General features: G+C 41.0%; 19 protein-coding genes and 1 other RNA gene. 11 read left to right on the top strand and 9 right to left on the bottom strand.

Going from position 1 to position 24,993, the window contains the following annotated elements; translation table 11 throughout:
- Positions 1 to 47: 47 nt before the first annotated feature.
- The 5 genes from rny to HH214_RS16525 all read right to left on the bottom strand — a co-directional run bounded on the left by rny (position 48) and on the right by HH214_RS16525 (position 5,515).
- Positions 48 to 1,610: a ribonuclease Y gene (gene rny, locus HH214_RS16545; protein WP_169609470.1), complete on the bottom strand. Its 1,563-nt coding sequence runs from the start codon at positions 1,608 to 1,610 to the stop codon at positions 48 to 50.
- Positions 1,611 to 1,817: 207 nt separating this feature from the next.
- Entirely contained in the window at positions 1,818 to 2,111 is a 294-nt protein-coding gene (locus HH214_RS16540) for a cell division protein ZapA (RefSeq protein WP_169609468.1), read from the bottom strand.
- Positions 2,112 to 2,135: 24 nt separating this feature from the next.
- On the bottom strand, positions 2,136 to 2,426 hold the full coding sequence (locus tag HH214_RS16535) for a hypothetical protein (protein WP_169609466.1): 291 nt from the start codon (positions 2,424 to 2,426) through the stop codon (positions 2,136 to 2,138).
- A 139-nt stretch (positions 2,427 to 2,565) separates the two neighbouring features.
- A complete protein-coding gene (gene pheT, locus HH214_RS16530; RefSeq protein WP_169609464.1) occupies positions 2,566 to 4,968 on the bottom strand; it encodes a phenylalanine--tRNA ligase subunit beta in 2,403 nt (800 codons plus the stop codon).
- Positions 4,969 to 5,158: 190 nt separating this feature from the next.
- On the bottom strand, positions 5,159 to 5,515 hold the full coding sequence (locus HH214_RS16525) for a hypothetical protein (protein ID WP_169609462.1): 357 nt from the start codon (positions 5,513 to 5,515) through the stop codon (positions 5,159 to 5,161).
- Between the two features lie 572 nt (positions 5,516 to 6,087).
- Between HH214_RS16525 and HH214_RS16520 the strand changes: the two genes are divergently transcribed.
- The 6 genes from HH214_RS16520 (at position 6,088) to HH214_RS16495 (ending at position 13,253) form a co-directional block, all read left to right on the top strand.
- Complete coding sequence (locus HH214_RS16520; protein ID WP_169609460.1) at positions 6,088 to 7,056, top strand: glycosyltransferase; 969 nt, start codon at positions 6,088 to 6,090, stop codon at positions 7,054 to 7,056.
- A gap of 6 nt (positions 7,057 to 7,062) precedes the next feature.
- On the top strand, positions 7,063 to 7,842 hold the full coding sequence (locus HH214_RS16515) for a glycerophosphoryl diester phosphodiesterase membrane domain-containing protein (RefSeq protein ID WP_169609458.1): 780 nt from the start codon (positions 7,063 to 7,065) through the stop codon (positions 7,840 to 7,842).
- 3 nt (positions 7,843 to 7,845) lie between these two features.
- Entirely contained in the window at positions 7,846 to 9,345 is a 1,500-nt protein-coding gene (locus HH214_RS16510; RefSeq protein ID WP_169609456.1) for a GH3 auxin-responsive promoter family protein, read from the top strand.
- A gap of 78 nt (positions 9,346 to 9,423) precedes the next feature.
- Positions 9,424 to 10,620, top strand: a complete 1,197-nt coding sequence (locus tag HH214_RS16505) for a 1-deoxy-D-xylulose-5-phosphate reductoisomerase (RefSeq protein WP_169609454.1) — start codon at positions 9,424 to 9,426, stop codon at positions 10,618 to 10,620.
- A gap of 13 nt (positions 10,621 to 10,633) precedes the next feature.
- Positions 10,634 to 11,962: an RIP metalloprotease RseP gene (gene rseP, locus HH214_RS16500; protein WP_169609452.1), complete on the top strand. Its 1,329-nt coding sequence runs from the start codon at positions 10,634 to 10,636 to the stop codon at positions 11,960 to 11,962.
- Positions 11,963 to 12,140: 178 nt separating this feature from the next.
- Positions 12,141 to 13,253, top strand: a complete 1,113-nt coding sequence (locus HH214_RS16495; RefSeq protein WP_169609450.1) for an AI-2E family transporter — start codon at positions 12,141 to 12,143, stop codon at positions 13,251 to 13,253.
- Between the two features lie 118 nt (positions 13,254 to 13,371).
- On the opposite strand, the gene HH214_RS16490 is transcribed toward HH214_RS16495, so the two are convergent.
- The 4 genes from HH214_RS16490 to HH214_RS16475 form a co-directional block, all read right to left on the bottom strand.
- Complete coding sequence (locus HH214_RS16490; protein WP_169609448.1) at positions 13,372 to 13,953, bottom strand: nitroreductase family protein; 582 nt, start codon at positions 13,951 to 13,953, stop codon at positions 13,372 to 13,374.
- Positions 13,954 to 14,012: 59 nt separating this feature from the next.
- The gene (locus HH214_RS16485; RefSeq protein WP_169609446.1) at positions 14,013 to 15,245 is read right to left on the bottom strand and encodes a PepSY-associated TM helix domain-containing protein; all 1,233 of its coding nucleotides are present in this window, start codon (positions 15,243 to 15,245) and stop codon (positions 14,013 to 14,015) included.
- A 2-nt stretch (positions 15,246 to 15,247) separates the two neighbouring features.
- Entirely contained in the window at positions 15,248 to 17,635 is a 2,388-nt protein-coding gene (locus HH214_RS16480) for a TonB-dependent receptor (RefSeq protein WP_169609444.1), read from the bottom strand.
- Between the two features lie 346 nt (positions 17,636 to 17,981).
- Entirely contained in the window at positions 17,982 to 20,411 is a 2,430-nt protein-coding gene (locus tag HH214_RS16475; RefSeq protein WP_169609443.1) for an alpha-ketoacid dehydrogenase subunit alpha/beta, read from the bottom strand.
- Between the two features lie 147 nt (positions 20,412 to 20,558).
- On the opposite strand from HH214_RS16475, the gene HH214_RS16470 reads away from it, so the two are divergent.
- The 5 genes from HH214_RS16470 to HH214_RS16450 all read left to right on the top strand — a co-directional run bounded on the left by HH214_RS16470 (position 20,559) and on the right by HH214_RS16450 (position 24,867).
- On the top strand, positions 20,559 to 20,960 hold the full coding sequence (locus tag HH214_RS16470; protein WP_169609441.1) for a DUF1573 domain-containing protein: 402 nt from the start codon (positions 20,559 to 20,561) through the stop codon (positions 20,958 to 20,960).
- Positions 20,961 to 21,051: 91 nt separating this feature from the next.
- On the top strand, positions 21,052 to 22,284 hold the full coding sequence (locus HH214_RS16465; RefSeq protein ID WP_169609439.1) for a pyridoxal phosphate-dependent aminotransferase: 1,233 nt from the start codon (positions 21,052 to 21,054) through the stop codon (positions 22,282 to 22,284).
- A gap of 113 nt (positions 22,285 to 22,397) precedes the next feature.
- Positions 22,398 to 22,765, top strand: a transfer-messenger RNA (tmRNA) gene (ssrA, locus tag HH214_RS16460).
- A gap of 245 nt (positions 22,766 to 23,010) precedes the next feature.
- Entirely contained in the window at positions 23,011 to 24,228 is a 1,218-nt protein-coding gene (locus HH214_RS16455) for a site-specific integrase (RefSeq protein ID WP_169609437.1), read from the top strand.
- 111 nt (positions 24,229 to 24,339) lie between these two features.
- Positions 24,340 to 24,867: an ORF6N domain-containing protein gene (locus tag HH214_RS16450; protein ID WP_169609435.1), complete on the top strand. Its 528-nt coding sequence runs from the start codon at positions 24,340 to 24,342 to the stop codon at positions 24,865 to 24,867.
- Positions 24,868 to 24,993 lie beyond the last annotated feature (126 nt).

Genomic DNA, 24,993 nt, shown 5'->3' with positions numbered 1-24,993 from the left:
GCGGCAAGAATATAACTTGCCGCTTTAATATGAGTTTTAACTAAATTTTACTTAGCAAAGGCTACTGAACGTGTTTCACGAATTACAGTTACCTTAATTTGACCAGGATAAGTCATTTCGGTTTGGATACGGTTTGAAATATCAGCAGCTAATACTTCTGATTGTGCATCACTTACCTTTTCACTCTCTACTACTACACGTAGTTCGCGGCCAGCCTGTATAGCAAATGTTTTTTCCACACCTGGGTATGATAAAGCCAGCTCTTCCAGCTCTTTTAAACGTTTGATGTAGCTTTCCACCACCTCACGGCGAGCACCCGGACGGGCACCTGATATAGCATCGCAAGCCTGCACAATAGGCGAAATCATGGAAGTCATTTCAATTTCGTCATGGTGAGCACCGATGGCGTTACATACTTCCGGATGTTCTTTATACTTTTCAGCCAGTTGCATACCTAATATAGCGTGAGGCAATTCAGGATTATCATCAGGCACTTTGCCAATATCATGCAGTAAACCGGCACGTTTAGCTAGTTTAACATTCAAGCCCAACTCGGCAGCCATCGTAGCACAGAAGTTAGCTACCTCACGAGAGTGCTGCAACAGGTTTTGGCCGTAAGATGAACGATAGCGCATACGACCCACCATCCGGATCAATTCAGGATGTAAACCATGAATACCCAAGTCAATTACGGTACGCTCGCCTATCTCAACAATTTCTTCTTCAATCTGCTTGCGGGTTTTAGCTACTACCTCTTCAATACGAGCCGGGTGAATACGGCCATCAGTAACCAGACGGTGCATAGCTAACCGGGCAATTTCACGACGTACCGGGTCAAAGCCTGATAAAATGATAGCTTCCGGTGTATCATCCACAATAATCTCAATACCAGTTGCCGCTTCCAGCGCACGAATATTACGACCTTCACGACCTATAATACGGCCTTTAATTTCGTCATTTTCAATATTGAAAATTGATACGGTGTTTTCAATCGCGCTTTCAGTAGCGGTACGCTGTATGGTTTGTATAACTACTTTCTTGGCTTCTTTAGTAGCGGTCAGCTTAGCTTCATCCACAATATCTTTAATTTGTATCATGGCTTTGGTACGGGCTTCTTCACGCAGTGTATCTACCAACTGGTTTTTAGCTTCTTCGGCAGTAAGGCCCGCAATAGCTTCCAGTTGTTGTACATGCTGCTGTTTTAAATGCTCTACCTCTTCCTGTTTTTTATGTACCAAGTCGGTTTGTTTTTCCAGGTTCTTGCGTACATTATCCAGTTCATGATCTTTGCGGCTCGCGTTTTCCAGCTTAGAATTTAGTGATTGTTCTTTTTGCTTGATAGAGTTTTCGCGCTGGCTGATAGAGTTGTTTTTAGTGTTTACTTCCTGCTCATGTTCAGTTTTCAATTGTAAAAACTTCTCTTTAGCTTCCAGCAGCTTATTTTTCTTTAAAATTTCAGCATTATTTTCCGCGTCTTTCAATATTTTCTTGACTTTGGTTTGCGCTGCTATCTCCTGCTCCTTAAACAGTTTCCTGAGCAGGTAGCGGCCAATGAGGATGCCGATAATAGCACCTATCAATAGGCCAATGATGATATATAAAATGTTCATAATTTGGTATGTATATAAAAAAACCGCAACTAAATATTTAAGCGTCTGCGCTTTCGGGTCTTCGGCGTGCCAGTTAATTGCCTGCTCAACATCATGCAGACCTATAACTGTACTATAGCCAATGGCCTTTGCTTGCCAGTGAAACTTAAAAATTTAACTGCGGTTAAATTTCAATTGCTCTATTATTGTTAATTATATAAAGAACGCTTACTGTTTGCCGAAGAACTCATTGAGCATATGATCTAACTGATAAGCTTTTTCAGCAGCGGTAGTATCTTCTACCGTTACTTTGCGTTCTGCTTTTAATGATGCCGTTGCATAATGCAACACACACATGGAAAGCAAATCCTGCTTATCTTTTACCGCATAATTTTCCTGGTATTCTTTTATGCGGTCGTTAACCAACTTTGCTGCCCTTCTTATCAATTCTTCTTCCTCCATGCTTACTTTTAAAGGGTAAACACGGTCAGCAATATTTATTTTTATAGAGATTTCTCCCATTTGAGCTTGTTCACTTTAGTAGGGTTACTTCTTCAGTAACACAATACACTTATCAATTTCCCGCACAAATTCGTTAATTTTTTGCTTGATGTCAAGGCTTTTTTCATTTGTGTCAGCAAATGACTTGGCCAGCTTTACTGCCCGAAGCTTTTCCTGCAGCTCCGAATTCTTGCTTTTACTTACATCCAGCGCCGTACTTAACGATTGATTTTCCAGCTTCAGCAAGTCATTTTCTTCCTGCAAAGTCTGGCAAAGCGCAATCAAACGCTCTGTTTTTTCAACAACTGTAGTTAACTGTTCCGTTAATGAAGGCATCTTCTTTTTATTTCGGCTTTCGGATGTTCAGTTTCGGATTATTTTACAGATTTTAAACGCTAATGCCCTACTTTGCTTCTACAGCTTACCACTTTGCAGCATAAAGCATTTCAACCTTTAAAATTGCTCCGTTCAATTACTATTTTCTAACCTCCGCTCCGGCTTCTTTGCCAAAATTATGTATTAATTTTTGCATAATGGCATCAATAGCTTTATCGGTCAGTGTTTTTTCTTCATCCTGCAACACAAAGCTTAGCGCGTATGATTTTTTACCCGCCGGTAATTTATCCCCCTGGTAAACGTCAAACACATTTACATCTGTTAACAATTTACGCTCCGTTTTTTGGGCTATTTGTTTTAGTTGACCGAATGTAATGGCTTTATCTACCAGCATAGACAAATCACGCCGTACGGCCGGGAACTTAGAAATTTCTTTATTAACGATTTTATTTTTACGCACTAACGATAGCAGCACATCAAAGTTAAAATCGGCATAAAACACTTCTTTTTCTACACCCGTTAATTTCAAAGCATCAGGCAGCACCGCGCCAAATTTCACCAGGGTTTTGCTTCCTTTATAATTGTATTGCAAGCCATAAACCAGTTCCTGGCTAATTACTTCATCATTGGTAAAATCTTTAATATTTAAACGCTCCAGCAAACCATCAACTACCGCTTTTAAATGATAGAAGGAAGACGAATTGGCTTTTTGATTCCATTGCTCCTGCTGTTGGTTGCCGGTGATAAACAAAGCCAAGTGGTGATTTTCAGAAAACTTACCTTCTTCATAAAAGTAAGTTTTGCCAAACTCATAAAACTTTAAATCAGCATTACGGCGGTTCTGGTTATAAGCCACAGCTTCCAAACCCGAGTACAATAAGGTTTGGCGCATTATATCCAAATCGCTGCTTAACGGATTCAAGATTTTAACCGCGCTATCCAAACTACCCGCATAAGATGAACTGGTTAATGAGTTGGATAAAATTTCATTAAACCCATTTCCGGTTAGCAGCTCGGCAATCGCATTTTGCACGGTGTCTTTTTCAGGCCGTACGGAGTTGTTAAGAGATGCCCTAATCTGGGTTGGAATTTCAATATTGTTATAGCCGTAAATGCGCAATATTTCTTCAATCACATCTACTTCGCGGATAACATCTACACGGTAAGGCGGTACTTTCAAGGATAAACCTTCAGGCGACTCACGAATAATATCGATATCCAGTGCACGGATAATTTCCTTAATCGTATCCTGCCCGATAGATTTACCGATCAGTCGGTTTACATTGCGGTACGTAATTTCTACAGCAAAAGGATCAACAGGCGATGTATAGATATCGGAAATATTGGAAGATATCTGGCCGCCAGCTACCTCTTGTATCAGCAGCGCCGCACGTTTTAATGCAAACACAGTAATGTTCGGATCTACACCACGCTCAAAACGGAATGAGGCATCAGTTTTTAAGCCATGCCGTTTAGAAGTTTTACGAACTGATACCGGGTTAAAGTAAGCGCTTTCCAAAAACACTGCAGTAGTGGTTTCTTTCACGCCCGATTCGGCACCGCCAAATACACCGGCTATACACATCGGGGCTTCGGCATTGCCAATCATCAAATCATCAGCAGATAGTTTACGTTCTACCTCATCCAGCGTGGTGAAAGTAGTTCCTTCCGGATAGGTTTTTACTAAAACTTTATTACCCTGAATAGCATCCGCATCAAAGGCATGTAAAGGTTGGCCTAGCTCATGCAACACATAGTTGGTTACATCTACAATATTATTGATGGCCCGAACGCCAATAACGGCTAAACGCTCCTTTAACCACTTAGGTGATTCCTGAACAGTAACACCTGAAATAGTTAAACTGGCATATCGCGGACAAGCACTTTGTGCCTCTACCGTTACCGGAATGGTACGATCCTGATTATTTACCTGAAACGCTGAAATATCAGGTTTCTGAACTGCAATTCGTAAAAAGGCAGCAATATCACGTGCTGTACCCAAATGCGAAGTTGCATCAGCCCGGTTAGGGGTTAAGCCGATTTCAAACAAGTAATCATCATTCAGCTTAAAATATTCTTTAGCCAAGCTTCCCACCTGTGCATCTGCATCCAGTTCCATAATACCAGCATGAGATTCACCCAAACCGACTTCATCTTCCGAGCAGATCATGCCTTCCGATACTTCACCCCTTATTTTAGATTTATTGATTTTAAAAGGCTCGCCATGTGTAGGATGCACGGTAGTACCTACGGTTGCTACTACTACTTTTTGCCCGGCAGCTACGTTAGGCGCACCACAAACAATTTGCAACACCTCGGGGCCACCTACATCTACTTTGGTAACCCGCAATCGGTCGGCATTAGGATGTTGCTGAGCATCTTGTACATAACCTATAACCAAACCCTCCAATCCGCCGGGAATGGCTTGCACTTTTTCCAGACTTTCCACTTCCAGCCCAATGCCGGTCAGGATATGTGATATTTCTTCAGGCGTTTTATCGGTGCTGATAAATTCTTTCAGCCAGTTGTACGAAATCTTCATTATATAATGTAATCGGTCAAAGATAAGATTTTTTTATTTTGGGGTTGACGAGCTTAGGCTTTTTGCTGAGCTAGCATGGAGTGCGTCACCAGACGCATGTACTATATCTAATGCAAGTGGCACATTTAGCGCAGGCGACGCAGTTCGGCACAACTTGGCGCTCTTGTGCAGGGTAAAACTTGGTAATGCCTTAATTTGAATTTTCACGAAACTTAATCAAATCAAAAAATGCTTTTGCCCACTCAACGTCATCACGCTTCTTGACAGAAATAACGCACACAAGAATTTGATTTTTGGCCATCTTGCTTCCTTTCAATAGCCACCCATTGGCATCTTCAATTATTGTTGGATCACCAGCATAAGCTTCGGTTCCAAAAAGATTATTTCCAGAGATCTTGAGAACTGAAAAATAAATCACTTTACTGACATCTGCATTCGTATATTGTAGAGAATCATGATTGTAAATCTTTTTAAAACCATATATATCTCCAATATCCCAATTAGCTGAAATTAAATTTCTTTTATTTTTTTGGAACCAGTTAAACATACAATTAATTATAAAGAATAATATTTAAACCTCTACTTCTGCATCCAAAAGCCAAGGCATAAAAAAGCTTTCTTCCAGTAGCCCCAAACATAACCCACTTTTCTGCAAACCCGAGCTCTGTTAAATTGTGTACTAAATTATTAAATTAAAAATACGAAATCTGAAAATACCATCTCTGCCACGGCATCAGGAATGTTGCTGGTAGCACGATGTAGTCACAGCACTGCCTTACAAAGCAATATAACGTAGCCGCAAGTTTATTCACATGTTGCTTGTATGTTTAGGTGTTCATAAGGTCGCTAATGCTTGGTTTTTCTTTGGTACCTTTCTTTTTTGTATAAAAAAGAAAGGTACATCCACTAACAATGATAACTTACTTTACCAATACTAACCAAGCACTAAAGCGACACTAAACCACTCCATGAAGCTTATCAAGTTCCCATAAAACATAACAGCAACATAAACCACTTTTCAAATCATCCACTTACCCGTTACACATTTTCTCACCTCCATGTTGGCACATCCGTTAATCATCCGCATATTTGCAATTTGCATAACTGCACTACCGATACATGTTTTTTTCAATCATCATACCTTTATACAACCGTCCGCAGGAAATTAAAGAACTGCTGGAAAGCTTAACCCGGCAAACGTACCGGCAATTTGAGGTACTGGTGATTGAAGATGGATCGGTGAAAGATGCGCGTGAAAAAGTAGCTGCTTTTACCGGCCAATTGGATGTGCATTACTTTTATAAGCCCAACGAAGGTCAGGGCTTTAGCCGTAACTTTGGTTTTGAGCGTGCTAAAGGCAATTACTTTATCATTTTTGATTCTGACTGCCTCATTCCAGAAAACTATTTGGCCGTAGTAAACCACCGATTAACTACCGATTATCTGGATGCTTACGGTGGCCCCGATGATGCACACCCCTCTTTTACGCCACTGCAAAAAGCTATTAGCTATTCAATGACTTCGCCTTTTACTACCGGCGGCATACGCGGTAATAAAAAAGGAATCGGTCAGTTTCACCCACGCAGCTTTAACATGGGCGTATCTCGCCAAGTATGGCAAAAAGCTGGCGGTTTTATTATTACTCGTTTGGGTGAGGATATTGAATACAGCATCCGCATACACGAACTGGGTTTCAAAATCGGGCTGATTCCAGAAGCTAAGGTGTATCATAAGCGGCGCACCAGCTATTCGCAGTTTTATAAACAGTTACATTTTTTTGGTCGGTCGCGCATTAACATTGCTCATTTTTTCCCGAAAGAATTAAAGCTGGTGCACTTCTTTCCGACCGTATTTACCTTAGGTTTACTGTTTACCATCATCGCTAATTTACTGCGATGGCCTATTGCCGGCTTGTGCAATTTTGTACTACTGGTATATACGTTGTTATTATTTTTTCACTCCTGGTATAAAAACAAATCGTTAAAAGTTGCACTTTTGAGCGTAGGCGCAGCTTTCATACAACTTACGGCTTACGGACTCGGCTTTATGCAGGATTATTGGAAGCGTATCATCTTGAAAAAAAAGTAACTACCTATGTACCACCCTTTTTCTATCGGCGAAACTATCAGAACGGCATGGGATGTTATTAAAAAAAATTATATCTCGCTTATAGTTTATTCTATCATATCGCTAATCTGCTATGAAGTTATCAGCTTCATCAGCAATTTTATCATGGTGTATGATAATATGTACAGCAAAATAGCATTCATTTTATTTATGATGCTAATTCAATCATACCTGGCGCTCAGCTTTTATAAGCTCATACTTACTTTAATAGATCGTGAATATTACGAGTTTGAATTTCGGGATATTGTACCATCGTTCCGTATGGCTTTATCATGCGTTACTATTGGTATAGCTTATACCTTTTTTATTGGCAGCATTATCTTTATCAACTTCTTACTTCGCGACAGACCCGAAATAACCAACATTCTAGATAAAGTAGAAATTATAGGTGTTGGCTATTTGCTTATCCGTTCTATATTTTGTTTATGCTTTATTGTGGATGATGATTCGGCACCTTTTGAATCACTACGACAAAGCTTTGCTATTACCAGAAACAACTTTTTTAAAATTATTGCGCTCATATTAATCGTATTGGCTTTTGTAGCCTTACTGCTGCTCATCATCAATTTAATTATTACCCTGTTTTTTGACATGGATAGTGAAAGCAGCGGTTATGCTATAAAGGTAGCCGGTATTTTGTGGTTTGCCATCTCTTTCCCTACCGTACAAGTTATGATTATGGCTACTTACCGTAAGCTGGTTTACAGCTATAAAGATGAGGACGATAATGTATCAGAAGCTTTATAACGCATGGGGTTAAAAGCCGTTTTAAGTAAATGGTTTGCTGCTTGGGCAAACCGCGAATTGGAGCAAATACGCCACAACGCAGTTCAACTACAACAAGCCACTTTTCGGCAGTTAATTCAGCAGGCGGCAAACACCGCGTTTGGGCACGACCATGCTTTTACTCAGATTAAAATCTACGAAGATTTTAAGCAGCGGGTTCCCGTACGGGATTATGAAGACTTACGCCCGTATATTGATCGGGTAACACACGGCGAGGCCAACGTACTTTGGCCCGGCAAACCGGCTTACCTGGCTAAAACATCGGGCACTACATCGGGCGTTAAATACATCCCTATTTCGAAAGAAAGCATGCCTGAGCATATCAAAGCTGCACGCAATGCCTTGCTTAGCTATATTCATGAAACCGGCAAAGCTGATTTTGTAGATGGCCAAATGATATTTTTGCAAGGCAGTCCCATATTAAATGAAAAAGCTGGTATTGCAACTGGCAGGCTATCGGGTATTGTAGCGCACCATGTGCCGGCTTACCTGCAAAAAAATCGTTTACCTAGCTACGATGTTAATTGTATTGAAGATTGGGAGCAAAAGGTAGATGCGATTGTAGAAGAAACTTACCAAGCCGACATGCGTCTGATATCGGGCATACCGCCCTGGTGCCAGATGTACTTTGACCGGCTATCAGTCAAGGCAGGTGGCAAAAAGATCCAGGACATTTTCCCTAACTTCAAACTGTTTGTGTACGGTGGTGTTAATTACGAACCTTACCGCACACGTATTGAAGAAAGCATAGGCTTTGCAATTGACACGATTGAAACCTATCCGGCATCGGAAGGCTTTATAGCTTTTCAGGATACACAGCAGGATAAAAGTTTGCTTTTACTGGTTAACTCGGGCATATTCTATGAATTTATTCCAGCAGAAGAATATTTTAATGAGCATCCTACCCGCCTGAGTTTAGCCGAGGTAGAGCTGAATAAAAACTATGCATTGATACTCAATACGAATGCAGGCTTATGGGGCTATAGTATTGGTGATACCATTAAGTTTACCTCTGTTAACCCCTACAAAATTGTAGTAACCGGTCGTATTAAACATTACATATCGGCTTTTGGCGAACATGTGATTGGTGAGGAAGTGGAACAGTCGCTTATGGGTGTAGCCCGGCAGCAAGGCGTAGATGTGGTTGAATTTACGGTAGCACCGCAGGTAAACCCGCCACACGGTGGCTTGCCTTATCATGAATGGTTTATCGAGTTTGGTAAAGCGCCTAGTGATATAGATGCTTTCAGCCAGCAGGTAGATCAAGCTCTGCAACAAAAAAATATTTACTACACCGACCTGATTACCGGTAACATTTTGCGGCCTTTGGTTGTCAGAAGTATGAAGCCGGATAGCTTTATTAACATGATGCGCGCGAAAGGTAAACTAGGCGGGCAAAATAAAGTTCCACGGCTATCTAACGATCGCAAGCTGGCTGATGCGCTTGCAGATTATGTGATTTAATTATAAATTTAAAATTTATCATCAGTTTACTAGTCTGTTCATACGCAGATTACGTATAGCTAAGTATAAAACAACAGCATGCACCTTGTACAAGATACTGTAAAAAATATAGCCATTTTGGGTTCAACCGGTAGCATAGGAACCCAAACACTGGAAGTAATTGAAGAAAACCCTGATCGCTTCAGAGCCTACGTGCTTACCGCCCACCGGAATGCTGACTTGTTAATTGCACAATGCCAGAAATTTAAACCAGCTTACGCTGTAATTTGCGATACAAGTTTATACGAACAGGTAAAGCAGGGTTTAGAAGGCTTCCCTACGCAAGTATTAAGCGGCTATGATGAAGTAAAACATATAGTTACGCTATCCGAATTAGATGTTGTACTCACTGCCATGGTAGGCTTTGCCGGACTAGAACCCACCATAAGCGCCATTGAAGCCGGTAAAGATATTGCCTTAGCCAATAAGGAAACATTAGTAGTTGCCGGTGAGTTAATTACCCAATTAGCTCGCCAAAATCAGGTGAAGCTATTGCCGGTAGATTCTGAGCATTCAGCTATTTTTCAATGCCTGGTCGGTGAGGAGAAAAATCCAATAGAAAAAATCATCCTGACGGCTTCGGGCGGTCCTTTTCGGGGTAAGGACGTATCGTTTTTAGAAAACGTTACCCGTCATGAAGCACTAAAACATCCCAACTGGGTAATGGGCGCTAAAATCACTATTGATTCGGCTTCGCTCATGAACAAAGGTTTGGAGGTTATTGAAGCCAAATGGTTGTTCGATTTGAAACTGGAACAAATTGAGGTCATTGTACACCCGCAATCCATCATCCACTCCCTGGTGCAGTTTCAGGATGGATCAATCAAAGCCCAAATGGGTTTACCGGATATGAAACTGCCTATTCAGTACGCACTAGGTTATCCTGAACGAATTCAGAACAACTTTAAACGGTTTGACTTTGCGGCCTATCCTACCCTGAGTTTTGAAAAGCCCGACTTACATACCTTCCGTAACCTGGCACTGGCTTTTGAAGCTTTAAAGCAGGGCGGCAATGTACCTTGTATTATTAATGCAGCCAATGAAGTAGCTGTAGCAGGCTTTCTGGCTGATGAGGTTAGCTTTTTAGGAATGAGCCAAGTTATTGAGCAATGCATGACGCAAATTCCGTTTATTGCCAAGCCAACCTTAGCTGATTATTTGAATACTGATAAAGAAACACGCATCTTAGCACAAAATTTAATTACACAAATGCCGTTAAAGGCATTAACTGTTTGAAGCAAAATACAATATGGATGTATTGATTATGGCAGGCCAACTGATACTAGGCCTATCTATCTTAGTAATTTTACACGAATTCGGACACTTTATAGCGGCACGCGCTTTCGGCATAAAAGTAGAGAAGTTCTACCTGTTTTTTGATGCCTGGAACGTGAGCCTGTTTAAATTCAACTACCGTGGTGTTGAATACGGTATGGGCTGGCTGCCGCTAGGTGGCTATGTAAAGATTGCCGGCATGATTGATGAAAGCATGGATACTGAGCAAATGTCTGGTCCGCCGCAACCTTGGGAATTTCGCTCCAAACCGGCATGGCAACGTTTAATCGTAATGCTGGGCGGTGTAACCGTTAATATTATTCTGGGTATCCTGATTTTTTGGGTACTTACTATTAAATACGGCGAAAGCTATATCCCTAATGAAAGCCTGAAATATGGTATTGTACCGGGTGTAATTGGTCAGAAAATTGGTTTAAAAGCCGGCGACAAAATTACAGCCGTAAACGGGCAGAAAGTAGTACGCTTTGAAGATTTGGTAAGCTCTAAAGTACTGATGGGTAATAGCACCTTAACCGTGCTGCGCAATGGCCAAACCTTAAATGTAACCATTCCAGGAAACATCCTGAACGATGTATCAGATTTGGGTATTGAGGAGTTTATCAGCCGCATACCGCGTACCAAGTTTGCGGTAGATTCAGTTACGGCCAACAGCAACGCGCAAAAAGCAGGTTTGCAGCATGGCGATAGTATTGTAGCCGTAAACCACAAGCCGGTTGCCTTTTTAGATGAACTACACAGCCAGCTGGCTCAAAACAAGAACAAGCCCGTATTACTTGATGTGAAACGCAACGATGCGCTGCAAACTGTTAATGCAAAGGTAAACGCAGAAGGTCAATTAGGCTTCCGCTCAAAAACTGATTTACCTACCGAAAAAACATTAACTTTCGGCTTTTTTGGCTCATTACCTGTAGGTGCTTCACGTGCCTGGGGTACGTTTTCAGATAATGCCAAAGGTTTAGGCAAGGTATTTACCGGTCAGGTAAAAGCACAAAAAGCTTTATCAAGCCCTATCGGCATTGCTAAACTATTTGGCAACCATATAGATTGGCTGCGTTTTTGGAGCCTGGTAGGTTTACTATCTATGGCGTTGGCGCTCATGAATTTGCTGCCTATCCCGGCACTAGATGGCGGTCATGCCCTGTTCCTGATTATTGAAATGATTAAAGGCAAACCTTTAAGCGATAAGTTTTTAGAACGCGCCCAAATTGTAGGTTTTGTGGTACTTATCAGTATCATGGTATTTACCTTCGGAAGCGATATTATGAAAATTATGAAGAAGTAAGTATTTATTCCATTCATTATAAAAAGGCGGTACTGTGTTATACAGCACCGCCTTTTTAATTTAAGGTAAATATTACATCATCAATACTTTAGACAGCTTTTTAATGGAAAGCAGGCAGACAGCAAACATTCAGGTGCTTTGTTGATTATAGTAGTTATATTCATCACATACTATACCAATGCAAACCAAGCAGTATCCTTTTTACCTACAAAGTACCGTTGTTTTATTCGGCCTCATCCTTCTGTTTTATGTTTTTGACCAGCTAGCCGATATATTGATACCGCTGGCATTTGCTGCTTTTATTGCCGTGTTACTTAACCCGCTTTGCACACGGCTAGAACGATTAAAGATACCTAAAATAGTGGCCATCAGCATTACTTTGTTGATTGCTATACTGGTACTAGCCGGTCTCTTTTACTTTTTGTCTTCACAGATTATCTCCTTCGGTGCATCCCTGCCTACCTTAAAGGCTAAGTTTGCTGAAATCACTAATGATTTAAAGAACTGGGTGTTTATACACTTTGGCATTAATACGCAAAAGCAAGTTCAGTTTATAAACGAGGCTTTAAACAACAGCAAAGCCATGGTTGGCAAAACTATCGGTACAGTACTGGGAACGCTAAGTATTATCTTCCTGATTCCGGTATATATATTCTTAATGTTGTTGTACAAAACTTTAATCCTGAACTTTTTATTTGAAGTTTTTTCGGAAGAAAATGTAGCACAAGTAGCTGATATATTGAAAGAGACTAAAGCAGCCATACAAAGTTATATTGTAGGTTTATTAACTGAAACCTTGATTGTAGCTATCCTGAACTCAGCTGCCCTGATGATTTTGGGCGTACCTTATGCAATACTTTTAGGGGTGATAGGTGCTCTGTTAAATATGCTACCTTACATTGGCGGCATCATTGCTATTGCTCTTCCTGTGCTAATGGCCACGGTAACCAAAGATGGTTATTCTACCCAGCTAGGTATTGTAGTAGCGTATTCGGTTATCCAGTTTATTGATAACAACATTCTGGTGCCACGTATCGTATCTTCAAAAGTACAGATTAATGCGCTCATATCTATTGTCATTGTGTTGCTCGGCGGCGCATTATGGGGCATATCAGGCATGTTCCTGTCTATCCCATTCATTGCCGTATTGAAGATTATCTTTGATCGTATAGACGATCTGAAACCTTGGGGTAAGCTATTTGGTGACAACATTCCAACACGCCATATAGGGCAGATATGGCATTTACGTCGTGAGCGGCGATTAGCTAAAAGTGCAGGTAAAGCCGTTTAAATTAAGACTGCCTTACAACCAGCAGAACTGTCATTAAAATAAAAAAGGTTGTCTGATAGAAGCTAATTAGCTTCTATCAGACAACCTTTTTTGTTAAATCAATTTATGATTCAGGAGCTTACTGCACCCATTTTATTTTTTCTTCCAGCGGCACTTTACGTTTGCCTTCAGGCTGTTCATCAGCATAGCCTAAATAGAGTAAGCCCATCACTTGGTCGTCTGGGCCTAAGCCCAAATATTGCTTCATGATTGGTTTTAGAGTAGCACCACCGGTTCCCCAATAGCTGGCAATGTTTAAAGAACGTGCACCCAGCAGCAAGTTTTCAATTGCACATGCCGCAGCAGCAATCTCTTCCATCACTGGTATTTTTGATAACTCACCCCGGTGCATATAAGCTACGATAATATGTGAAGCTTTATCGCCCATGTGAGTTAAATTATTGTAAGTAGCCGGGTTAAAGCTATCTCCCTCGGCTTGCTCTTTATACAAATCAGCATGTTGTTGGCAAAAGGCTTGTGGGTTTTCATATACCACAAAACGCCATGGTTCGGTATGTGCATGTGTAGGTGCCCAATCGGCCAGCTCCAGTATGGCAGCAACATGCCCGTTAGGTATTTTCTGCCCGTTCATCATAGCCGGTTTAACAGTACGGCGCGTTTTGATGACATGAGCAATGTTATTAAAATCCTGATTATCCATAATTATATTTTTAGCGGTGCTAAGATAAATGTTATTGTATGAAAGCCCGACAAAGTTCATTAAGCTTTTCCAGCTTGGTAAACGCGGCTTATCTTGGTTGTGCTACGTTGTACCAAACTATCTGCCCCCTGTACATCAGAGCCCTGATTAGACTTTCTTTTAAACTTTTTGCGTTTACCCAACCACACCAGCAAACCAGTAACAGGCAAACTAGCCGATATCAAACTAGCTATAAAAGCCAGAATTTTACCGGGCAGACCCCATATTGCGCCTACATGAATATCATAATTCATAGTTAGTAGCTTTTCTCCGTTGTTTTTGTCTTTGAAGTTTTCGCGGTTCAATAGCTTACCGCTGTATTGGTCAAAACGCAATATATCCCAATCATAAAAATCTTCTTTACCACGATACCCATAAGCGTAAATTACATCCTTGGTAGTTGCTGCCGGCGTAATCATGATGCGTTTTGCATCCGGAAAACTTTGCCAGGCTGCTTTGAAAGCTACATTTAACGGTTGTGCTATTTGTTTAGCCGTACTATCGGAGGTAAACGTTTTAAACGCAGGTGGGATAATAGATTGTGAAGCTACTACGTAAACAGCTTTATTAAACCATTGCATAGCCATCACCATACCCGTAAGGGCCAAAACTAAAGCAACCAGGGTAGCATAGAAGCCCAGTACATTATGCAAATCATAATTTAAACGCTTAAAGCTGGCATTCCACTTTACTTTAAAGCTTTTATTAAAATTAGCACGCTTCAAGTTTTTTGGCCACCACAATATTAACCCAGTTATGAGTAAAACAACAAAAATGAGGGTGCTATAACCAACTATGGGTTGGCCATATCTAGTATTTAGCAGCAAGCTCCAGTGTATGTACTTCACTACCATAAAGAAATCAGTTTTATAATCGCGCATACCGGTAATTTGGCCGGTGTAGGGATTGATAAATACCGATTTATAAGCTTCCATAGTATCAAAAACCCAGAACGCTTTATCATTACCGGGCTTGTAGTACATACACTCCCATGCCATGCCCGGATCAGTATAAGCGGTAATGCTTACCGTTGGGCTATGCAGTGCGGCCTGCGCTGTTTGCTTAAGTTGGCTAATCGGCAAAGTAACACCATGTACTGGCGGATTAACTAACAACTGCTTCCGATAAATTACATCAGATATTTCTTTCTGAAAGCAGAAGATACATCCAGTGACACTCACTATAAACACCACAAGCCCGGATATAAATCCGAGCCAGCGATGTAAAAACAGCATGACCTTTTTAATACGCATATTTAAAAACGGTAGCCTATAGTGGCCCTTACATTAACAGGAGCTTCGGCCTGCCATGTGTATACAGTACTTGCATAATTAGTTAAGTAAGAGGAGTGTCCGCCTGAAAATAAATAGGCGTTCAAGATATTATTTACATTTACACCGAAATTGAACTTTTTATATTGGTAAGACATGGCACCGTCTAACCGGAAGTAATTAGGTAAATCGGAAGTTTCACCCTGACTAAAGTTCCACGGTAAACGCTTAAGTTGCCATTGGTACCCGGTTGAAAAACCTAATCCTTTCAACGTACCGCGCTGTAAGCGGTAAGTAAGCCAAGCATTGGTTACATGCTTGGCAAAGCCGGGCACTTGTGTACCTACATACCCTGCGCGTGTATCCTTAGTAATATGCGAGTTTGTATAGGCATAATTAACCATTAGGTTCAGGCCAGAGATGATTTCGCCACGGGCATCAAACTCAACGCCATTAGTTTTGGTTTGCCCTAACTGTACTACATAAAACTCATTAGCAGCATTTGATGGATCGGTTACAGTTTGATTATTTTTAATGATTTGGTATATAGATAAAGAGGTATTCCATTTACCATCAAACCAATCACGTTTTAAGCCGCCTTCAATGTTGTTTCCGGTAACTGGTTTTACTACATCTCCTGTACGCAACAAACCGGTTTGAGGCAGAAATGACTGATCATAAACACCGTAAACGGAAGTATTTCTATCAATAGAATAGCTAATGCCAGCACGGGGCGTAAATTGATGGTTGGTATTAGGCGTGCCGTACTGCTCAATATGGTCGGCAGTGTACCTGCCTGCTAAAGTAATGCGCAGTTTCTGATCAAAAAAGCCTAACTCATCTTGTGCATAAAAAGATTGATAATGTTCTAGTGTAACACTTCCAATACCACGCTGACTTAAGGGTGTAGAAGTACTGAATGTTGGTATAGTAACATTGCTGTAATCAGGATTATAAATATTAAAAGGCTTGTTTACATCCACAACACCTGACTGGTTAAAATCAGCAATGTAGTACTTATCACCAAAATCAACGCCGGCCAAGATGCGATGCTTAACGCTGCCGGTTTGTGCCTCACCGTTCACAAAGGCTTGAGCAAATTTGTTCCGGTTAATACCTTCCCAGAAATATAGCGCGCGTGTAATATCGCCGTTAGGTTTGATGAAAATAGTGTTAGTAGTATAATCAGGACCTTGTATCCAAGAGTCGGTACCACTCTGATGATAGTTAAAATAAGCTCCTTGTGCTGTAAATTTCCACTTATCACTAAACTTATGCTCATAGGTTAAAAAAGCACTATGGTCATGAATATTCATTGGTGGGTAATTGGGTGCAGCATTGGTAAAATCACGTGGTAAATCCTTGTATCCTTTTAAGGAAAACAAATAAGCAGAACCTAATGATGCCTGCCGTTGAAACTGATAAGTATATTCGGCGGTTACTGTATTCTTATCATCGAATTTGTAACGAAGAACAGGAGCAATGGCGTAACGATTGGTGAAATCGTAAGGCCGCCATGAATCAGACAACTGCCCCATTAAGTTTAAGCGGTATTGCAGTTTGCCGTTAGTAGTTATTTTACCATCAAAATCAGCAGTGGCACGATAGGTATTAAAACTACCAGCTGTAAAATCAAAAGACTGCCGGTTTGTACCAGTAGGCTTTTTAGTGATCACATTATAAAAACCCGAAGGATTACCATTGGCCAGCATAAAACCGGCAGGGCCCTTTACAAACTCAATACGATCAACAAATGACATATCCTCATTCAGAGGTCCCCAGGTAGCTTCAATGTTCATACCATTGCGGAATGGCGCAACCCTGTCACCACGGGCATTGATGCGAGCATAGTTTCCCCAATGCTCTTGCATAGTTATCCCGCTTACATTACGCGATACACCTTCCAGCATGTTAAATATTTGCTGATCTTTAATCTGATCGCTGGTAACTACCTGTATATTCTGCGGCACTTCTAACAAAGGCTCATTTAAACGCAGGGTGTTAGATGGTGCATCAACCTTGTAGCGCCTCCTGCTGCCCGATACAGCTACTTCTTTTAAAGTATTTGAGCTTTCACGCAATCTAAAATCCATTACTGTAACATCTCTGGTTACTGTAACTTCTTTTTCTTCAGTTACCAAGCCAACACCTGATAGCCGCAATGTGTAAGTTCCCGGCTTCACTCTGACTAATTGAAAACATCCTTTTTCGTCAGTAATGGTACCTATAGTTGTATTTTTTATACCTACAGATACAGCTTCGGCAGGCTGCCCATCAGATGTAAGAATAGTTCCTTTTATACCACCGGTACGTTGTGCATACAGTGATGAAAAAATAAATAAATTGAAGATAATTAGTAGGTTTTTATACATATTTATTTAGACTGATTATAAAGAATAGCGCAAAAGTAGAAATACTTTATAAAAGATCAAACGTTATTTTTAATTATTCTAAATAAAAGAGCTTGTAATTATGTGGAAATAGTAAATTATTTAAATCTAGAAGTAGTATCGCGAAAGGATTGTTCTTGACAAAGCATTTTTAATAAACTTGAGTCCTGTTTTGTTATGGACTACAATGAAGCATTTTACCTATATATCACTGACAAAACAATGCCACCACTGCCAATGCTTTGTCAGTGTTACAGGGCGTTACACTCTGAAACATGTAACACCTGTAACACTTTTCATTTATATTCCTGATTCTAAAAAGCTACATTTAAAACATTGCTGGATATTTATTGGGATTACTGTCGTGCATAATCGCATACGCAGCCTCAATAATATCATCAACAGAAGGTTTGCTGAAGTAATCGCCATCTGAACCATAAGGCGGACGATGTTCTTTAGCCGTTAATGTTCTTGGGGCAGCATCCAGATAATTATAACCGTGTTGCTCTTCCAAAACTTTTTGCAGTATATAGGCGGAAGCACCACCTGGTACATCTTCATCAACCACCAATAGCTTGCTGGTTTTTTGCAGGGAGTTTACACAGGCATTATCCAAATCAAACGGATACAAAGTTTGCGGGTCAATAATTTCAATATTGATCCCCATCTCTTTCAAATCATCCGCAGCTTCCTGTACAATGCGCAACGTTGAGCCATAAGATATTACCGTAATATCATTCCCTTGCAGCAACACTTCGGCTTTGCCTAATGGTACCGTAAACTCGCCGATATTAGCTGGTAAACGCTCTTTTAGTCGGTAACCGTTCAAACTTTCAATTACCATTGCCGGTTCATCACCACGTAACAAGGTATTATACATACCGGCGGCTTGCGTCATGTTACGCGGTACGCAGATGTGAAAACCACGCAACGTACTCAACAAAGCAGCCATGGGTGACCCAGAATGCCAGATACCTTCCAGCCTATGGCCTCGGGTACGTACAATTAGCGGTGCTTTCTGCCCACCTTTGGTACGATAGCTTAAGCTGGCAATATCATCACTTAAAACAGCTATGGCATAAATCCAGTAATCCAAATATTGGATTTCAGCAATAGGTCGCAAACCGCGCATAGCCAATCCCATCCCCTGCCCTATAATGCTTGATTCACGGATACCCGTATCTACAATACGTAAATCGCTGTATTTAGCCTGCAAACCTGCAAAGCCCTGGTTTACGTCGCCTATGGCACCTACATCTTCGCCAAAGGCTACAATGCTTTTATCGCGTTCAAAGTTAGCGTCAAAGCAGGCGTTTAATATTTCACGTCCATCCAGCAGTTTGGCACCGGCACTATATTGCGCAGAAACTGTCGGTACTTTTAACGGCGATAACGGGGTGTCTGTAAATAGATGAGAATTGAAACGTTCTTCATTGGCAGCATCTTGCGTCTTCAACCAATTTAACAAGGGCTGGCGCTTAGCAAGATCAGCTTTGGTAGTAAGTCGTAAAGCTTTACGTACCGAGCCTATTACATCCCGCCGGCCCGGATCAACGCAAGCCCGTAAACTATGAGCAATATGATTCAGCTGATTACTTTCTAATTGTTGCCCTAATTGCTCTATCAATGCAGCAGCTTCATCCAACTCATATTTTATTTCGGCCGAAAATTCGTTCCAGGCTTCACGCTGACTTTCACGTACCCGCTTTTTGGCAGCATCTTCTAAAGCATCCAGTTCTGCTTCAGTGATGATAGCGGTGTTAATCATCCAGCGGCGCATTTGTACTAAGCAATCATATTCAGCTTCCCAGCGTAAACGCTCAGCCGGCTTGTAACGCTCGTGCGAACCTGAGGTAGAATGCCCCTGAGGCTGGGTCATTTCAGTAACATGTATCAGAACAGGTACGTGTTCAGCACGGCACAAGTTGATAGCATAAGCATAAGTTTCACACAGGGCAACATAATCCCAACCGCGCACCTTGAATATTTCGAAACCATTGCTACCGTTTTCCCGCTGAAAACCTTTCAGCGCTTCTGATATATCCTCTTTGGTTGTTTGCAATTTGGCTGGTACAGAAATGGCATAAGCATCGTCCCAAACTGAAATAGCCATAGGTACCTGCAATACACCTGCCGCATTAAAGCTTTCCAGAAATAGTCCCTCTGATGTAGAACCATTGCCTATAGTACCAAATGCCACCTCGTTACCATTTACAGAAAACTGGTTTAAATAATTCAGCTCCTTATTTTGACGGTATAGCTTAGAGGCATAAGCCAATCCTAGCAAACGTGGTATAGGTCCGCTGGTGGTAGATATATCTGCCGAGCAGTTCATGGTTTCGGCCTGATTACCCCAACTCCCATCAGGGTTGGCAAAACGAGTAGCGTAATGACAGTTCATTTGCCGCCCCCCCGAAGCAGGGTCTTTCTCTATATCCGTATGTGCATACAACTGGGCAAAAAACTGCTTCAGTGTGCTCATACCTGTAGCAAACATAAAAGTTTGATCGCGGTAATAACCAGCACGCCAATCGCCAGGTTTAAAAGCTTTAGCCATAGCTAGCTGGGCCACTTCCTTACCATCGCCAAAAATGCCGAATTTTGCTTTACCGGTAAGCACTTCACGCCGACCGAGCAAGCTAGCCTGCCGGCTTTCGTAACCTATGCGGTAATCATTAATCACAATCTTTTTAAAATCCTCAAAGCTCAACTCAGGGGTTACAAAACCGCTGCCGGCCGGATCAATGCTTTCGGGCATATTCAAAATTATTTGGGCGTAAAATTAAAAAATTCTATACTGTTTATACGTGTAACCTATTAGTTAATTGCATCGTAAGCAGGTAAGTATTTTTATAACATATTTAAACTAATAAATTATATTTGTGTCAAAACCCCATAAATGAATATGAAAAAGCTAATTATACTTTGTGCAGCTATTATAGGCTTTGCCTTTACTGCATCAGCTCAAGACAATCAGAAAGCGGAATTTAAATTTAACGAAGAAAAGCACAGCTTTGGTAAAATTGCGCAAGGCAAACCCGTTACTACCGAATTTGAGTACACCAACGTAGGTGCTGAGCCTTTAATTTTAACCAACGTACAACCCACCTGTGGCTGTACCATTGCCGATTACACCAAATCGCCGGTAAAGCATGGCGACAAAGGCATTATTAAAATTACTTACAGCGCTGCAGCTATGGGCCCATTCTCCAAAGTAATTGTAGTAACTTCTAATGCAAAAACCCCAACCAAAAACTTGGTAATTGAGGGTGAAGTAACAGCCTCGCCTGCGGCCAGCAGTAAATAACTTTAAATTAGAAATAAATAACAACAAGGGATACCAGCAGTATCCCTTGTTTTGTTTTTAAGGGGTTACATCTTTTTGTTAAATTTGTACTATGCCAAAAATCTCGCACAAAGGGCAACATATGCCTGCCTCTCCTATACGCAAACTGAGCCCATTTGCTGAAAAAGCAAAACTGGAGGGTAAAAAAGTTTATCACTTAAATATTGGTCAGCCGGATATTGAAACCCCAGAAGGCATGTTAAATGCTGTTAAAAACATTGATTTTAAAGTATGGGCCTACACGGCTTCGGAAGGTACCTTACCCTACCGGAAAAAGTTAACCGAATATTACAACAAACTAAACTACAACATTAGCCCTGAAAATATTATTGTAACCACAGGCGGATCGGAAGCGATTACCATTGCCATGTCGGCCTGCCTTGATCCGGGTGATGAAGTAATCATTCCGGAACCTTTCTACGCCAACTACAATGGTTTTGCTTGCCAAAGCGATGTAGTAGTAAAACCTATTTTATCGTACATAGAAAATGGTTTTGCGCTGCCTCCTATCAGCGAGTTTGAAAAACTGATTACGGATAAAACAAAAGCTATTATTATTTGCAACCCTAATAACCCTACCGGTTATCTGTACTCGGCAGAAGAAATGCAAGCGTTAAAGGAACTGGTATTAAAACACGACTTGTACTTGTTTTCTGATGAAGCTTACCGTGAATTTTGCTATGATGGACGCACCTTTACATCGCCCATGCACCTAAGCGGGTTAGACGATAACGTGATTGTGATGGATACAGTAAGCAAACGCTATAGTGCTTGCGGTGCACGTTTAGGTTGTTTAATCACAAAAAACACAGAAGTATTAAAAGCTGCCCTAAAATTTGCACAAGCGCGCTTAAGTCCGGGCATGGTGGAACAAATTGCCGGTGAAGCTGCTGTAGATACACCGGATGCTTACTTCGAAATTGTAAATAAAGAATATACGCATCGCCGCGATGTACTGGTAAATGCCTTAAACCAAATGGAAGGTGTATATTGTCCTAATCCGGGTGGTGCATTTTACGTAGTGGCTCAGTTACCTATCGACAATGCTGATAAGTTTTGCCAATGGATGCTGGAAAGCTTTAGCTATGAAAACCAAACCGTTATGATGGCACCTGCAACTGGCTTTTATAGTACCGCAGGGGCTGGTTTAAACGAAGTTAGAATGGCTTATGTATTAAACACTAACGACTTACAAGCTGCCATGACTTGCCTGGAACAAGCCTTAAAAATATATCCAGGACGGGTAATCAATGGCCAGCCTATAATAGCTGGTGTGCAGAACTAAATAAAAAAAGGCTGACAAATTTGTCAGCCTTTTTTACTAGCAACAAATTTGGCTTAAAATTTGTACCTTTGTGATATCTGTTGTACTGTAAACGGGTAACTATCATAAAAAATGGGGTCGACCGGAATTGACAGGATGGAGATAAGTAAGTAAGCACGCAGCGCGTTGGGTGAATTAGCGCTTTAATCTGAACGCTCAAACTTACAAATGGCGAAAATAACTACGCCTTAGCTGCCTAATTTAGAATTAGCATAGCTTTTGTCCCGCCGGTGTTCTGTTTCATTGAACTGGCAACCGGGGCATCGACAAATGAAACTGGCCAACTTAGGGTGTGATAAGCAGGCGAGAACAAGCACCTAAGGAAGATGGTACAGGTGAGTAACTGACCTTCCCCTTCCCGACAAATTAACAGCACTAAGCATGTAGAAAGCTTACCTTATACCATGTTTGGACGAGGGTTCGAATCCCTCCGGCTCCACTAAGGCAGTATCAAAAAGCACTAAAACCCCTCATACGCTACGTATGAGGGGTTTTTTGTTTTAGTTTGGTGCCATTTGCTAACCGTTGAATGCCCATTCTGGTGAGCATTTCGGTTAGCAGAGGTTTTTCAAAAACCTGCTCACCAGAAACGCTACAACTATTTGATTGTCAACATGTTCAGCGAGTGAACATCTTGTTTGAATTATGCTGTAAAGGTAAATTTGTTTAACTTTTTAACAGCTTTTTATGATTAACAATGTGGCTATACTTTTTTATCTAAAAAAGAGAACGAATTCTCAAGAAGAAAAAATTCCGGTTTATGTTAGGATCACCTATGATGGACAGCGGACAGAACTGGCAACCGGTCAAAAAATTCAGCCAAAGTTCTGGAATCCAAGCGAAGAAAGAGCTAAAGGTAAATCCGATGCAGTCAATAAACTAAACGCCGAACTAAATGCAGTGGAGCTAAAGATCAATGACACCATCCGCTATTTGAAAGATTGTGGTGAGGAACTTACCATAGAAAAGATTAAAAACAGGTTCCAGGGAAAAACGGAAAAGCCCATCATGCTGGTTGACGTATTTAAAGAGCATAACCGCAAAGTGGCTGCCTTAGTAAACCAGGAATTCGCCCCTGCGACCGTTACCCGCTATGAAACGACCTTAAAGCACACGCAGGACTTCATGCTTTGGAAGTACAAGATCAATGATATACGCGTCAAGCAAATTGATCACCGCTTTATTAGCGAATTTGAATTTTACCTACGCTCCGTCAGAAAGTGCAATAACAATTCGGCTTTAAAGTACATCAAAAACTTTGGCAAGATCGTCCGCATTTGCCTGGCAAGTGGTTGGATAACGATTAATCCATTCCTCAATTATAAAATTAGAATAAAGAAAGTTGATCGCCCATTTCTTTCCAGAGAAGAATTAGAAACGATGGCTCAGAAAACTTTCGTCAGCAGCCGATTGGAACAAGTGAGGGACATCTTTCTGTTCAGCTGCTATACCGGGTTGGCTTATATCGACGTACAAAAGCTTAAACGCTCGGAGATTGTCTCAGGTCATGACGGTGAGCAATGGATCTTTACAAGTCGTCAAAAAACAGACACCCCATCGCGGATTCCACTCATGCCCTATGCGTTGGGTGTTATCGAAAAATATCGTGATCATCCGCAATGTGAAATGGAAGGAAGGCTGCTTCCTATTCTGACAAATCAGAAAATGAATGCTTACCTGAAAGAGATTGCTGATCTGTGCGGTATTGATAAGGATCTGACGTTTCACATTGCAAGACACACCTTTGCAACGACGGTTACGCTGCTGAATGGCGTACCAATAGAGAGCGTATCCAAAATGCTTGGACATACCAATATTAAGACCACACAGCATTATGCAAGAATTTTGGACTTAAAGGTTGGTGAAGATATGGGAGCTTTGAGAAAAAAGCTGCAAACCCCCTGAAATGGCAATGTGAACATTCAAACTTAGCGTTCCGATCTAAATCGTAAACGCTATATGAAAATAGAAGCTTTGAGGTCGCAATTTGCGACCTCATAAAATAAAAATTAAACGATGAAAGAGCTAAATACAAGCGACCAAAGCATAGTTGAAAAGATATATCTGATAAGAGGAATAAAAGTCATGCTAGACAAAGATTTAGCAGAAATGTATGGAACGATCCCAAAACGCTTACGGCAACAGGTCAAACGTAACACTGAGCGTTTTCCCGAACATTTTATGTTTCAACTTTCCGATAAAGAAGTAGATTCATTGGTATCACAAAATGTGATACCTTCACGACAATCACTAGGCGGCTCTTTGCCTTATGCGTTTAGTGAACACGGCATCTTAATGCTTGCCAACGTAATTAAAAGCCAGCAGGCTATAACAATGAGTATTAAAATCATTGAGGTGTTCGTCAAATTCAGAGAGATGCTAAGCTCTCAAAAAGATCTACTGCTTAAATTCGAACAGCTCGAAAGATTAATCGTTCAACATGATGATGACATCAACTCCATCTTCGCGGCATTAAAACAACTAATACAGCAAAAAGATGAACCACGGGAACCGATTGGTTTTAAATTGAAGACGTTAAAATAAATTCACAGGTTTGTATCATCTATAAGGGGTCACAACTTGTGACCCCTTATAGATTTGTCTGTTAAGAATTATTTGAAAGATTTCAAAGCGAAGGAAGTTTCTCGAAAATTCAAGCTTATTGAACAG

This window comes from Mucilaginibacter robiniae, from assembly GCF_012849215.1.
In the GTDB taxonomy this organism is placed as follows: domain Bacteria; phylum Bacteroidota; class Bacteroidia; order Sphingobacteriales; family Sphingobacteriaceae; genus Mucilaginibacter; species Mucilaginibacter robiniae.
This window is presented reverse-complemented; position numbering and strand designations above follow the sequence as displayed.